Origin of the sequence: Sphingopyxis sp. PET50, assembly GCF_025244705.1 — a bacterium.
GTDB lineage: Bacteria > Pseudomonadota > Alphaproteobacteria > Sphingomonadales > Sphingomonadaceae > Sphingopyxis.
In genome coordinates this window covers 1,970,173-1,983,999 of sequence record NZ_CP104207.1, presented here as the reverse complement: position 1 = coordinate 1,983,999, position 13,827 = coordinate 1,970,173, and the positions used below count along the sequence as shown (strand labels likewise).

The following is a 13,827-nucleotide window of genomic DNA, read 5'->3' as shown; positions in this document are numbered from 1 at the left end:
TCCCCTCCCGCTTGCAGGAGGGGTTGGGGGAGGGCATGTCGAATGGGGAAGCGCCTAAACAGGCCCAACCCCTCCCGCAAGCGGGAGGGGGACTTGGCCGCCTCAGGCATGATGCGTCGCGCTCCACGCGCCCATCGCGCTCCATGTTCCGGCACTGCCGCGCACCGTACAGCCCTTAGCACCTTCGCCGATATGACCGATCCGCAACACCGTCTCGCCCACCTCGGTCAGGGCGGCGGTAACGCTGTCCACATCACCCTCGGCGACCACGACCGCCATGCCGATCCCGCAGTTGAAGGTCCGCGCCATTTCCTCGGGTTCGATATTCCCCTGCGCCTGCAGGAACGCCATCAGCCGCGGCTGCGCCCAGGCGTCTGCATCGACGAAGGCGTGCAGGCCGAGCGGCCAGAATCCGCGGGATATTCTCGAGCAATCCGCCGCCGGTGATATGCGCCAGTGCATGGACCTTGCCGCTTTTCACCAGTGGCAGCAGGCTCTTCACATAGATGCGGGTCGGCGCCATCAGCGCGTCGATCAGCAGTATCTCCTGGTCGAACAGGGCGGGGCGGTCGAGCTTCCATCCCTTGTCCGCCGCCGAGCTGGCGCACGAGCGAAAAGCCGTTCGAATGCAACCCCGAAGAGGCGAGGCCCAATATGACGTCGCCCGCCGCGACCTTGTCGGCGGTCAGCACCTCGTGCCGCTCGACCGCGCCGACGCAGAAGCCCGCGAGGTCGTAATCGCCCGCGCCGTACATGCCCGGCATTTCGGCGGTCTCGCCGCCGATCAGCGCGCATCCGGCCTGCTTGCACCCCTCGGCGATGCTCGCGACCACCGCCGTCGCGACGTCATTGTCGAGCTTGGCGGTCGCATAATAATCGAGGAAGAACAGCGGCTCGGCGCCCTGCACGATCAGGTCGTTGACGCACATCGCGACCAGGTCGATCCCGACCCCGTCGTGGCGCCCCGATTCGATCGCGAGCTTCAGCTTGGTGCCCACCCCGTCGTTCGCCGCGACGAGCAACGGATCGTTGAACCCCGCCGCCTTCAGGTCGAAGAAACCGCCGAATCCGCCGAGGTTGGCGTCGGCCCCCGGCCGCCGCGTCGCGCGGGCGAGCGGGGCGATGGCACGGACCAGCGCATTGCCGGCGTCGATCGACACCCCGGCCTGGGCATAAGTGTAGGCGGGGGGTTGGTTGTGCTTGGAATCCATGGCACGCGCGACTAACGGTTCCGGCCGACAATTGCCATGATTTCCTTGTCCCGGACGCAGGTTCGGGGCAGAGCATAGAGAAGTGATGATTTCGGCCGCTTTCCCTTCGCACGCCCCGCGCTTCGCCCCGCTTCTCCGCTGGCCGTCCGCGTTGTGCCGCGACTGGCGTTTCGCCCCGCTGTTCGGCTTTCTCGCGCTGATTCTGATCGCCGGCGTCGTCGACGGACAGATCACGCGCGGCAACCGCGGCATCACGCCGATCAACAGCAGCGGCGATTTCCTGGCGAGCGGCATCCTCGTCGATGTGACCGGCGACAATGCCGACGATGCGCGGAGCAAAGGCTGGCGCGAGGCGCAGCGGCAGGGCTGGAAACAGCTGTACCGCCAGATCAACGGCAGCGACGGGCCGACGCTCGGCGATTCGGTGCTCGACGGCATCGTCACCGCGATCGTCGTCGAGGAGGAACAGATCGGCCCGCGCCGCTATGTGGCCAGGCTCGGCGTCCAGTTCGACCGCGTCCGCGCGGGCCAGATTCTCGGCGTCAGCGGCCGGACGCTGCGCTCGCCGCCGCTGCTCGTGATTCCGGTCTATTCGATCGACGGCCTGCAGCAGGTGTTCGAACAGCGCAGCGCCTGGCAACGCGCCTGGGCCGAATATAATACGGGGCAGAGCGCGATCGACTATGTCCGCACGGCGGGCACCGGGCCCGATACCCTGCTGCTCAATTCGGGGCAGATCGGCCGCCGCGGCCGCGTCTGGTGGCGCGTGATTCTCGACCAATATGGCGCCGCCGACGTGCTCGTGCCGATCGCGCGGGTCGAATACAGCTATCCGGGCGGACCGATCACCGGCCACTTCACCGCGCGCTTCGGCCCCGACAACAAGCTGATCGGCAGCTTCACCATGACCGGCCCCAGCCCCGCCGCGCTGCCCGACATGATGCAAAAGGCGGTCGCACGGATGGACCGCATCTACACCGACGCGCTCGCCGCCGGGGTGCTGCGTACCGACACCTATCTGGTCCTCGAAAAGCCGGTGGCGGTCGAGGAACTGCCCGAAGCGACCGAAGCCGACGCCAACGCGCTGCCCGCCGAAACCGACAGCAGCGTGCCGACGACGCCCGTCGCCGGGGCGCAGAGCTTCTCGGTTCAATATAGCTCGCCCGACGTCGAATCGGTGTCGGCGACCGAGCGAGCGGTCGGTGCCGTCCCCGGCGTTCAGTCGGCCGCGACGAGCAGCCTCGCGCTCGGCGGCACGTCGGTGATGCGGGTGAACTTCCGCGGCGACCTTGCGGCGCTCAAGGCCGCGCTCGAGGCGCGCGGCTACAAGGTGCAGGCGAGCGGGAGCACGCTCCGGATCAGCCGCTGATGGCGCGCGCGCCAGGACAGATCGCGCTCCCGCTCGACTGGAGCGCGGGCGGCAGCAACGACGGCCCGCTGATCGTCGGCACCAGCAATGCCGATGCGGTGCGCTATCTGCGTCATGTCGCGACCTGGCCGGTGCGTACCGCGGTGCTGACCGGTCCGCGCGGTTCGGGACGCAGCCTGATCGGGCGCCTCTTCGCACGCGATACGGGGGGGCGGGTGATCGACGGGCACGGCAGCGTCTCCGAAGAGGAGATGTTCCACGCCTGGAACGCCGCGCAGATGAGCGGCGTCCCGCTGCTGATCATCGCTGACGCGCCGCCGGCCGAATGGAACATCCGGCTTCCCGACCTCCGCTCGCGGCTGGCCGCGGTGCCGGTGCTGGCGATCGGCGAGCCCGACGACTGCCTTGCCCGCGACCTGATCGAGGCCTTGTTCGCGCAGCGCGGCATCGCGCTCGCGCCGGAGGTCGCCTCCTACATCGTGCCGCGCATGGAGCGCAGCTATGCGATGATCCACCGCATCGTCGCCGCGCTCGACGCCGCGTCGCTGGAGACCGGGCGCAGCATCGGCGTCCGTCTCACGCGTGAAACATTACTGTCACAGGGGCTGATCGATCCCGATCTCCTCGAACGACAGGAAAGCGATATATGTCGATAGCCGGTGGACCTCTTCGCGCTGATAACGACGCCGACACGGCGGGCCCCAGTTTCGGCCCCGAACGTTTCTTCAACCGCGAACTCAGCTGGCTGGCCTTCAACCGGCGGGTGATGGAGGAGGCGCGCAATCCCGCGCATCCCCTGCTCGAACGGCTGCGCTTCCTGTCGATCTCGGGCAGCAACCTCGACGAATTCTTCATGGTCCGCGTCGCGGGGCTGAAGGGCCAGCAGCTTCAGGGCATCGACGACCCCAGCGCCGACGGCCGCTCGCCGGGGCAGCAGCTTGCCGAGATCGAGGCCGAGGTGAACCGCCTCGTCGACCAGCAGCAGAGCGAATGGCAATTGCTCCACCGCCTGCTCGGCGAACAGGGCATCACGGTCCACGGCGAAGGGTCGGACCCCGAAAAATTGCGCCCGGCGCTGCGCCAATATTTCATCGACCAGATTTTCCCGATCCTCACCCCCCAGGTGCTCGATCCGGCGCACCCCTTTCCCTTCATTCCGAACCGCGGCCTCGGCGTCATCTTCGACCTCGAACGCAAGGCCGGCGGCGAACATATCCGCGAACTGGTGATGATCCCGCCGTCGCTGTCACGCTTCGTCTCGGTGCCCGGCGATCCGGCCAGCTTCGTGCCGATCGAATATCTGATCGAATTGTTCGGCGACACCCTGTTCCCCGGCTACCGCATCCGCTCGCGCGGGGTGTTCCGCATCATCCGCGACAGCGATATCGAGTTGGAAGAAGAGGCCGAGGATCTCGTCCGCCTGTTCCGCACCGCGATCCGCCGCCGCCGCCGCGGCCGCGTCATCCTGCTCGAACTCGAAGCCGACATGCCCGGCGAACTCGCCGCGGTGCTCAACGCCGATATTCAGGGGCACGAGGCGATCGTGGCGAAGATCGACGGTTTCGTGGGCCTCGCTGCGCTGTCGGCGCTCGTCGACGTCGATCGCCCCGACCTCAAATTCCCGGCCTTTTCGGCGCGTTTCCCCGAACGCATCCGCGAACATGGCGGCGACTGCTTCGCGGCGATCCGCAGCAAGGATATCCTCGTCCACCATCCCTATGAGAGCTTCGACGTCGTGCTCTCCTTCCTGCGCCAGGCGGCGGCCGATCCCGACGTCGTCGCGATCAAGCAGACGCTCTATCGCGCGGGCAATCAGTCGCCGGTGATCCGCGCGCTGATCGAGGCGGCAGAGGCGGGCAAGTCGGTGACCGCGGTGGTCGAGCTCAAGGCGCGCTTCGACGAGGAACAGAATCTGCTCTGGGCGAACCAGCTTGAACGCGCCGGGGTGCAGGTCGTCTATGGCTTCATCGAGTGGAAGACCCACGCCAAGATCTCGATGGTCGTGCGGCGCGAAGGGCAGGGGTACAAGACCTATTGCCACTTCGGCACCGGCAATTATCACCCGATCACCGCGCGCATCTATACCGACCTCAGTTTCTTCACCGCCGATCCGCGCGCGGGCCGCGATGCCGCGCAATTGTTCAACTACATCACCGGCTATGTCGAACCCGAGCGGCTGGAGCTGCTGACCATGTCGCCGCTCAACATGCGCGCGCATCTTTGCCAGCTGATCGACGCCGAGATCGCCGCCGCGCGGTCCGGCCTGCCCTCGGGCGTCTGGGCCAAGATGAACAGCCTCGTCGATCCCGACATCATCGACAAATTGTACGAGGCGAGCGGGGCGGGGGTGCCGGTCGAACTGGTGGTGCGCGGCATCTGCTGCCTGCGCCCCGGCGTGCCGGGCCTCTCCGAAACGATCCGCGTCAAATCGGTCGTCGGCCGCTTCCTCGAGCATAGCCGCATCTGGGCCTTCGCGAACGGTGCGGCGCTGCCGCACCAGAAGGCGAAACTCTACATCTCCAGCGCCGACTGGATGCCGCGCAACTTCGACCGCCGCGTCGAATATATGATCCCGATCGAAAATCCGACCGTGCACGACCAGATATTGGACCAGGTGCTCGTCGCGAACCTGATCGACAATGAACAGAGCTGGGTGCTGCAGCCCGACGGCACTTACGCTCGCTTAACTCCGGGCGACAAGCCGTTTAACTTGCACCATTATTTCATGACCAACCCGTCGCTCTCGGGCCGCGGCACCGCGCTCCACCAACGCCAGGACGTCCCGACGCTGCTCCTCAATATGCGTGAAGATTGACACAATTGCCGAACCGCCGAACCCCCGCCCCCAAACTTCACCGCTCGGCGGTCATCGACATCGGCTCCAACTCGGTCCGCCTCGTGGTCTATGAAGGCCCGCCGCGCGCGCCCGCGGTGATCTTCAACGAAAAGGTCGCCATGCGGCCTCGGCCGCGGGCTTTCGGTCGATGGCCGGATCGCTCCCGAAGATGCCGAGCGCGGTCTCTATGCGCTCCGCCGCTACGCGCTGCTGTCGCGGCTCATGGAGGTGCAGGACCTGCAATGCGTCGCCACCGCTGCGGTACGCGATGCACCCAACGGACCCGACTTCATTGCGGGCGCCGCCGATGCCGGCCTGACGATTCGCCTCCTGTCCGGACAGGAAGAAGCCGAAGCTGCGGGCTTTGGCGTGATCGCGGCGATTCCCGATGCGAACGGCATCGCGGTCGACCTCGGCGGTGGCAGCCTCGAACTTGCGCAGGTGTCGAATGGCGAAGTCGGGCGCCGCAACAGCTTCCCGCTCGGCGTGCTGCGCCTCCCCGCGCTGCGCAAGGACGGCCCGCAGGCGTTCGAGCGCACGATCCGCAAGATGCTGCGCGCCAAGGGCTGGCCGGGCGATTGCGCGGGCCTGCCGCTCTATCTGGTCGGCGGATCGTGGCGCGCGCTGTCGCGTCTTGATCTTGAAATCACCAAGGATCCGCTCGCGGTACTCGACCAGCATACGCTGCCGCGTACGGCGATTCGTCGCCTGATTCGGGCGACGAGGAGGCTGAGTTTCGAGGAATTGAAGGCGATCCCCGGCATGGCGTCGAACCGCGCGGCGTCGCTGCCCGATGCGGCGGCCTTGCTGGCGGCGCTCGTCAACATCATCGACGTTCCCGAGATGACGGTTTCATCGTCGGGCCTTCGCGAAGGCCTGCTCTATCAGGCGCTCGACCCCGCGACGCGCGCGCAGGATCCCCTGATCGTCGCCGCCGAATTCGAGGGCCGTCGCCTCGCGCGCTTCGCTCCGCATGGTCCGGCGCTCGCCGACTGGATCGCACCGCTGTTCGCCAGCGAGGATACCGCCGACAGCCGCATCCGTCTTGCCGCGAGCCTGCTCAGCGATGTCGCCTGGTCGGCGAACCCCGATTTCCGCGCCGACCGCGGCACCGAGATCGGCCTGCACGGCAACTGGCGCGGTATCGACATTCCGGGCCGCATCCTGCTGGCGCGGGCGCTCCACGCGGGCTTCGGCGGCGCTGACGGCGATTTTCCGCCGATGGGATCGCTCGTGTCGGGTGAGCGGCTGGCCCGCGCGCGACAATGGGGTCTCGCGATCCGCCTCGCGCAACGCCTGACCGGCGGGGTCGAAGCGCCGCTCAAGGCCAGCCGCATCGCGCTCGACAAGGGCAAGCTGACGCTTTGCCTCGACCCGGGCTGGCATCATCTCGCCGAGCGAGTCGGTCGATCGCCGACTGCGCTCGCTGGCGCAGGCGCTCGACACCAAGCCCGACATGATTTTGCTTTAGGCGGTCTCGACCGGGGTCGGCGCCTCGATCTTGCTCATCACCAGCTTGCCGTTCTGCACGGCGAAGCCCATCCGCCCCTCGACCAGGTCGAGCGCGGCCTGCCCGAACACCTCGTAGCGCCAGCCCTGCAGCATCGCGATATCGTCGCGGCGGCCGGCGGCGAGTGCTTCCAGATCGTCGCTGCGCGCGATCAGCCGCGCCGCGACATTGAGTTCGCGCCCGCGAATTTTGAGCAGCAGCTTGAGCAGATCGGCGACCAGCGCGCCTTCCTTGCCGAGTCCTGGCCCGCGCGGCGCGCGGTCGGGCATATCGTCACGGCCGAGGGGTTTCGCGTTGGCGAGGGCATCCATCAACCGCCCGCCGATGTCGTTCGACTTCCACGTCGCCGAAAGCCCGCGCACGCGGCCGAGGCCGTCCTGATCCTTCGGCGGATGCGCGGCGAGGTCGGCGAGCGTCTCGTCCTTGACGATGCGGCCGCGCGGCAGATTCTTGGACCGCGCTTCGCGCTCGCGCCAGGCAGCCAGTGCCTGCAGCCGGCCGAGCACATCGGGCTTGCGCGACGGTATCTTGATCCGGTGCCACGCCTGATCGGGATCGACGCTGTAGTTCGACGGATCGGCGAGCTTTTCCATTTCCTCGTCGAGCCAGTGGCCTCGCCCGGTCTTGACGAGCTTTTTCAGCATCATCGGGAAAATCTTGGCGAGATGGGTAACGTCGCCGATCGCATAGTCGATCTGGCGCTTGTCGAGCGGACGCTGGCTCCAGTCGGTGAAGCGCGCGCCCTTGTCGAGCTGGACGCCGACCCACGCCTCGACCAGATTCGAATAGCCGACCTGTTCGGCCTGACCGAGCGCCATCTGGCCGATCTGCGTATCGAAGATCGGGTGCGGGGTCTTGCCGGTCAGGTTGAAGATGATCTCGACATCCTGCCCGCCGGCATGGAAAACCTTCAGCATATCCTCATTGCCGACCAGCAGGTCGAGCAGGGGCGCAAGGTCCATGTCCTTCGCCATCGGGTCGATCGCCGCGGCATGCTCGCTGTTGGCGACCTGGATCAGGCAGAGCTCGGGCCAGAAGGTGTTCTCGCGCATGAACTCGGTATCGACCGCGATGAAGTCGCTGGCCTTGATGAGGTTGCAGAATTCGACGAGCGCGGCGCTGGTTTCGATGAGCGGATGGACTTGCATGCGGCGCCTATACAGCTAGTTGATGCGGACGGGCAGGAAAAATTGCCCACGCTCTTCGGGGTCGCAGAGCCGGAACGCTTAGCCGCCAATGCACGAAGGGATTTTGGGGCATGATGTGGGTCGGATGGGGGCTGGCGGCATTGTTTCTGCTGCTGCTCGTCGGGCAATATATGGCGGGGCAGGGCGATCTCTTCGTCTCGATCGCCAATCCGCGGCCGCTCGACGAAGAATCGATGGTCGTAACGCTGAAATATTGGGGTCTGGCCGCCGAAGCGCGGCAGCCGTTCGTGACGCCCGAGGCCGATCACGGCCTGTGCGACCTGCGCGTCTATACGACGCGGCGGCAGATATTGACCGCCATCTTCACGCTCGGCCTGAAGCGCCCCGTCACCGTTGCCTGGCGCGCCCATGCCGGCATCCAGCCGCTGGGAGACGCCTGATGCCGCTTATTCCTATCGGCGAAGCGGGGCGCTGGACCAATTATCACGGGACCGGCGTGTGCGAGAATGCGGCCCGATTCGCGCTGCGCAGCGGCGACGCCGCGCGGGGCCGCGACGAACTCGCGATCGCGGCGGCGGCGGTGCGGGACTGGCTGGCGGCGGCGCAGCGCGAAGGCAAGCGCGTGCGCCCGCTGGGAGCGGGCTGGTCGCCGTCGAACGTCAACATCTGCTCGGACGCCTGGTTGCTCCACACGCGCCGCTTCAACCGCTGTTTCCGGGTCGCGTCCGGCGATGTGCGCCCAGGCGTCGATGCCGCCGGGCTGATGCTCGTCGAGGCGGGCGCGCTCGTCGACGAGGTGTCGGACAAGCTCGAGGAACAGCAGCGCTCCTTGTGGACGAGCGGGGCGGGCAACGGGCAGACGTTCGCGGGCGCCGCGGCGACCGGCACGCACGGGTCGATGGTGGTGCGCGGCGGCATTCAGGACCATATCCGCGCAGTGCAACTGGTGACGCCGGGTGGCGTTCACTGGATCGAACCGGCGGCGGGTGTGATGAGCGACGCCTTCATCGCAGCAACCGGTTCGGTGCCGCTTCGCGACGACGATGTCTTCGCGGCCGCCCAGCTTCCGATCGGCGCGCTCGGGATCATTACCGCGCTGGTCGTCGACAGCGTCCCCAAATTCCTCGTCCGCCCGATCCAGAATCTGCGGAAAGTGGATCGCGTGGCGATCGATTGGCTGGCGGCGGGGGATTTCCGGCGCTTCTCGGCGGCGTATGCGCTCGATCGCGATCCCGATTTCGTCCAGATGATCGTCAATCCGTACAAGCCGTTCAAACGGCCGAGCGATGCTGCGTTTCCTCTATGCCGAACCATGGCGCGCCGATTACGACCGGGCGACGCCGGGCCAGCTCGGCGCGGGTTATGACGCACTCAGCCTGCTCGGTCGCCTGCTCGACGATTATCCCTGGGCGCGCGGCGCCCTGCTCCAGTTCGCGATGAAGATGGGCTATGCGGCGGGCCCCGATGTCGATCACCCGCCGGTGCACGGCACGTGGGGCGAGGGGCTCGATACCCATCGGCCGCTCGCCGACCTGTTCAACGCCTCGGTGACGATCGACCGCAGCGATCTGTCGCATGTGTTCGAACTGATCTGCGGCATCTATACGCGGCACGGCGGTTCCACCGCGGTGACGTTGCGCTTCATGGAGCGCGCCCAAGGGCTGCTCGCCCCGGCGCGTTTCACCCATAATGCGGTGATCGACTTCGATGGCCCGCGCAGTCCGCGCACCGAAGACGCTTATGCCCGTGTCGTCGAACTGCTCGACCGGGAGAAGGTGGCCTTCACCCGCCATTGGGCCAAAAGCTGCCGGCTCGATGGGACGCGCGTCGCGGCCGATTACGGGGAAGATTTGCAGCGATGGCGCAGGGCGCGCGACCGGCTGATCCCCGATCCGGCGCATCGCGCGATGTTTCGCAGCGAGGTGCTCGACAGGCTGGGCCTGACCGGCTGAAACGGCCCTTCACCCTTGACAAATGGCGCGTCGCCCTGCCTTAGGCGCGGCCATGTCGGCGCGGCTTTTCGCCCGCGCTCCCCCGGATATTGAAAGATGAAAAAATGCACGCCTATCGCACGCACACCTGCGGTCAGCTTCGCGCCGAGCATGTCGGCCAGAATGTCCGCCTCTCGGGCTGGGTGCATCGCAAGCGCGACCATGGCGGGCTGCTGTTCGTCGATCTGCGCGACCATTATGGCCTGACCCAGATCGTCGCGGACTCGAGCGATCCGGCCTTCGCGATCCTCGACGGCCTGCGCGCCGAAAGCGTCGTGACGGTGACCGGCGACGTCGTCGCGCGCTCGGCGGAGACGGTCAACGCCAACCTGCCGACGGGCGAGATCGAAGTGCGTGCGCGCGAGGTCGCGGTGCAGTCGGCGGCGGTCGAGCTGCCGATGCCGGTTGCGGGCGAACAGGAATATCCCGAGGATATCCGCCTGAAATACCGCTTCCTCGACCTGCGCCGCGACCGCCTGCACCAGAATATCCTGCTGCGCTCGAACGTCATCGCCAGCCTGCGCCGCCGTATGGTCGAACAGGGCTTTACCGAATATCAGACGCCGATCCTGACCGCCTCGTCGCCCGAGGGCGCGCGCGACTATCTGGTGCCGAGCCGCGTCCACCCCGGCAAATTCTACGCGCTGCCGCAGGCGCCGCAGATGTTCAAGCAGTTGCTGATGGTCGCGGGCTTCGACCGCTATTTCCAGATCGCGCCCTGCTTCCGCGACGAGGACGCGCGCGCCGACCGCTCGCCGGGCGAGTTCTATCAGCTCGACTTCGAGATGAGCTTTGTCACGCAGGACGATGTGTTCAATGCGATCGAGCCCGTGCTCGCGGGCGTATTCGAGGAATATGCGAACGGCAGGTCGGTGACGCCGGCCGGTTCGTTCCCGCGCATTCCGTACCGCGAGTCGATGCTCAAATATGGCAACGACAAGCCCGACCTGCGCAACCCGCTCATCATCACCGATGTCTCGTCGCACTTCGTGGGGTCGGGTTTCGGCCGCTTCGCCGATATCGTCGCGGCGGGCGACGTGGTGCGCGCGATTCCGGCAGCCGGCGACCGCCGAGAAGAGCCGCAAATTCTTCGACGACATGAACAGCTGGGCGCAGGGCGAGGGCTTCGCGGGCCTCGGCTATGCGACGCGCAAGGGCGGCGAGTGGGGCGGTCCGATCGCCAAGAACCATGGGTCCGACAAGATGGACGTGCTGGCCGCCGAGCTCGGCATCGGCCCCGACGACGGGCTGTTCTTTGCCGCGGGCAAGGAAGCGACCGCCGCCAAGCTCGCCGGCTTTGCCCGCACCCGCGTTGCCGAACAGCTGGAACTGATCGACCCGAACAGGTTCGAAATGTGCTGGATCGTCGACTTCCCGATGTTCGAAGCCGACGAAGAGACGGGCAAGATCGACTTCAGCCACAACCCCTTCTCGATGCCGCAGGGCGAGCTCGAAGCGCTGGAGACCAAGGACCCGCTCGACATTCTTGCCTGGCAATATGACATCGTCTGCAACGGCGTCGAACTGTCGTCGGGCGCGATCCGCAACCATCGCCCCGACATCATGTATAAGACGTTCGAGATCGCGGGCTACAGCCAGGCCGATGTCGATGCGAACTTCAGCGGCATGATCAATGCCTTCAAATATGGCGCGCCGCCGCACGGCGGTTCGGCGCCGGGCGTCGACCGCATCGTGATGCTGCTCGCCGACGAGCCGAATATCCGCGAGGTCGTCGTCTTCCCGATGAACCAGAAGGCCGAGGACCTGATGATGGGCGCCCCGGCGCCGGTCAGCGAGAAGCAGCTCAAGGAACTCGGCATCCGTATCGTGGACGGGCCGAAGGGCTGAGCCGCATGAGCGGGCCGCGCGAACACCGGCTCGCCGCGCCGGACGGCGATATATGCTGGTTCGAATGGGGGGAACGGTCGGATCGGCCATCGGTGCTGCTGCTCCATGCCACGGGTTTTCACGCCCGGCTCTGGGACCAGGTCGTGGCGTCGCTTCCTGCCGGAACGCACGTTGTCGCGCCCGATCACCGCGGGCATGGGCGGAGCGCCAGGCCCGCGTCGCTGTCCGACTGGGGGGCGACGTCGGATTTTCTGCTGCCGCTGGTCGACCGGTTCGCGGGGACGCCGATTGTCGGATGCGGACACAGCATGGGCGGCTATGTGCTGACCCGGCTGGGGGCCGCCCGGCCCGCCGCTTTCCGGCATTTGTTCCTGATCGACCCGGTCATTATGCCGCCCGAATTCTACCCCGGCGAGGCGCAGCCGATCCCCGATCCCGCCGAGCATCCCGTGGTGCGGCGGCGGAACCGCTGGCAGGGCTGGGAGGGGATGGCGGCGCATTTCGCGACGCGCGCGCCCTATGCGCATTGGCGGCCCGAAGTGCTCGCCGACTATTGTCGCTATGGCCTGCTGCCGACGACGGAAGGCGAGGAGTGGGAACTGGCATGCCCGCCCGCGCTGGAAGCGTCGGTCTATCTCAGCGCGCTACGCACGAGCCCCTATGCCTGGTTCGACCGCATCGCGGCGCCGGTCAGCGTGATCCGTGCCCGGACGGGCGAGCGCGAGGGCGCGCTCGATTTTTCGGTCAGCCCGACCTGGCCCGGTCTCGGCGCCGCGCTGGGGGCGGTGCGCGACGAGCAATGGGGCGACCTCAGCCACTTCATCCCGATGGAAGCGCCGCAGCGCCTCGCCGACCTCATCGCCACCGCGCTTTGACAGCAGCACCGGGCTGGGATAGCCCGGCGGCGGGGGCGATCGGTCGGGCGCATGGCGCTCAATGGGGGGCAGATGGGCAAGGTCCGGGCGATGATTGCGGTTGTCCTGCTGGCGGGCGCTTCGCCCGCCGCGGCGGAGGTGCTGACGATCAGCGGCAGCAATCCGCCCGGCCGTGCGGTCGCGAACGATCTCGCCAGCATCGCGGTGCAGCGGTTCGAGGGCCCCGATGGTCCTGCGCTGTCCGACATGGTCGAGAGCGAACTCGGCGCGGCGCAGTTCGGTGGACGCCCCTGGTTCCGCATCGTCGCGCCCGAATCGGGGGTGCCCGTCGACGGGCTGATCACCGGCAATGTGCGGGTCGCTGTCGATGAAACGCCGGTGACCGAAAAGCGGACACGCTGCGAGGAGAAGGACCCTGCCGACGACAAGAAGTGTCTGAAGGAGGTCGAAGTCGATATCAGGTGCCGGCGCCGCGTCGCGACGGTGAACAGCAATATCCGGCTTGTCGCCATGGGCGACGGGACGATCCGCCATAGCTGGCCGCAATCGGTACGCGACGAACAGACATGGTGCCCCGACCGCAAGGCGAGCCGCAGCGTCGAGGAATTCGTCGCGACGGTGCTGCGCAACGAGGCGGCGCGCCTGCGCGGCGATCTGGCGCCCAGCGGCTACCGGATCGAGGTGCGCGTCGACGAGAATCGCAAGGGCCTGCCCAAGGATGCGGCGGAGGCGTTCAAGGCGGCGATCCGCCAGACCAAGAGCGACGAAGCGGGGGCGTGCGACAGCTGGGCGGCGATCGGCCGCAGCGCCGAGCCGACCGCGGCACTCGCCTTCAACCTGGGCCTGTGCGCCGAAGCGCGGCGCGATTTCGATGCGGCGGTCGACTGGTTCGGGCAGGCGCAGCGGCTGGGATCGAAAAGCCGCGAGATTCCTGCCGCGCTCGCGCGCATCGGCGGTCATCGCCGCGCGCTGGCCGCGTGGCAGGCGCGCAAGGTGCTGATGGGCTACGAGTAAGGCACCGACGCGCCGCTGTGCCAAA

At 67.2% G+C, this 13,827-nt stretch carries 9 protein-coding genes and 3 pseudogenes; 10 read left to right on the top strand and 2 right to left on the bottom strand.

Features of this window, described 5'->3' with window-relative positions:
- Positions 1 to 102: 102 nt before the first annotated feature.
- A pseudogene (gene purM / locus N0A20_RS10465) lies at positions 103 to 1,211 on the bottom strand (phosphoribosylformylglycinamidine cyclo-ligase).
- 85 nt (positions 1,212 to 1,296) lie between these two features.
- On the opposite strand from purM, the gene N0A20_RS10460 reads away from it, so the two are divergent.
- From N0A20_RS10460 to N0A20_RS20730, 4 genes and pseudogenes are all read left to right on the top strand, one after another.
- The gene (locus tag N0A20_RS10460) at positions 1,297 to 2,580 is read left to right on the top strand and encodes a heavy-metal-associated domain-containing protein (RefSeq protein WP_260580367.1); all 1,284 of its coding nucleotides are present in this window, start codon (positions 1,297 to 1,299) and stop codon (positions 2,578 to 2,580) included.
- Entirely contained in the window at positions 2,580 to 3,236 is a 657-nt protein-coding gene (locus N0A20_RS10455) for an HdaA/DnaA family protein (RefSeq protein ID WP_260580366.1), read from the top strand. The genes N0A20_RS10460 and N0A20_RS10455 overlap by 1 nt, the downstream gene beginning before the upstream one ends.
- Complete coding sequence (locus N0A20_RS10450; RefSeq protein WP_260580365.1) at positions 3,227 to 5,395, top strand: RNA degradosome polyphosphate kinase; 2,169 nt, start codon at positions 3,227 to 3,229, stop codon at positions 5,393 to 5,395. The genes N0A20_RS10455 and N0A20_RS10450 overlap by 10 nt, the downstream gene beginning before the upstream one ends.
- A gap of 177 nt (positions 5,396 to 5,572) precedes the next feature.
- Positions 5,573 to 6,664, top strand: a pseudogene (locus tag N0A20_RS20730) (Ppx/GppA family phosphatase); the annotation flags it as partial.
- Between the two features lie 219 nt (positions 6,665 to 6,883).
- On the opposite strand, the gene rnd reads toward N0A20_RS20730, so the two are convergent.
- The gene (rnd, locus tag N0A20_RS10435) at positions 6,884 to 8,074 is read right to left on the bottom strand and encodes a ribonuclease D (protein ID WP_260580363.1); all 1,191 of its coding nucleotides are present in this window, start codon (positions 8,072 to 8,074) and stop codon (positions 6,884 to 6,886) included.
- 110 nt (positions 8,075 to 8,184) lie between these two features.
- Here rnd and N0A20_RS10430 point away from each other — a divergent pair, with 110 nt between their 5' ends.
- The 6 genes and pseudogenes from N0A20_RS10430 (at position 8,185) to N0A20_RS10405 (ending at position 13,802) form a co-directional block, all read left to right on the top strand.
- Entirely contained in the window at positions 8,185 to 8,514 is a 330-nt protein-coding gene (locus N0A20_RS10430; RefSeq protein ID WP_260580362.1) for a hypothetical protein, read from the top strand.
- Positions 8,514 to 9,440 (top strand): FAD-binding protein, encoded by a 927-nt coding sequence (locus N0A20_RS10425; RefSeq protein WP_260580360.1) that lies wholly within the window; start codon positions 8,514 to 8,516, stop codon positions 9,438 to 9,440. Before N0A20_RS10430 ends, N0A20_RS10425 begins: the two co-directional genes overlap by 1 nt.
- Positions 9,361 to 10,026 carry a hypothetical protein gene (locus N0A20_RS10420; protein WP_260580359.1) on the top strand — a complete coding sequence of 222 codons (666 nt, stop codon included), beginning with the start codon at positions 9,361 to 9,363 and terminating at the stop codon, positions 10,024 to 10,026. The genes N0A20_RS10425 and N0A20_RS10420 overlap by 80 nt, the downstream gene beginning before the upstream one ends.
- A 104-nt stretch (positions 10,027 to 10,130) precedes the next feature.
- Positions 10,131 to 11,913 (top strand): annotated as a pseudogene (aspS, locus tag N0A20_RS10415) (aspartate--tRNA ligase).
- Positions 11,914 to 11,918: 5 nt separating this feature from the next.
- Positions 11,919 to 12,788, top strand: coding sequence for an alpha/beta hydrolase (locus N0A20_RS10410; protein WP_260580358.1), 870 nt, complete (start codon positions 11,919 to 11,921; stop codon positions 12,786 to 12,788).
- Between the two features lie 51 nt (positions 12,789 to 12,839).
- Complete coding sequence (locus N0A20_RS10405) at positions 12,840 to 13,802, top strand: tetratricopeptide repeat protein (protein ID WP_260580357.1); 963 nt, start codon at positions 12,840 to 12,842, stop codon at positions 13,800 to 13,802.
- The last annotated feature ends 25 nt before the right edge of the window (positions 13,803 to 13,827 follow it).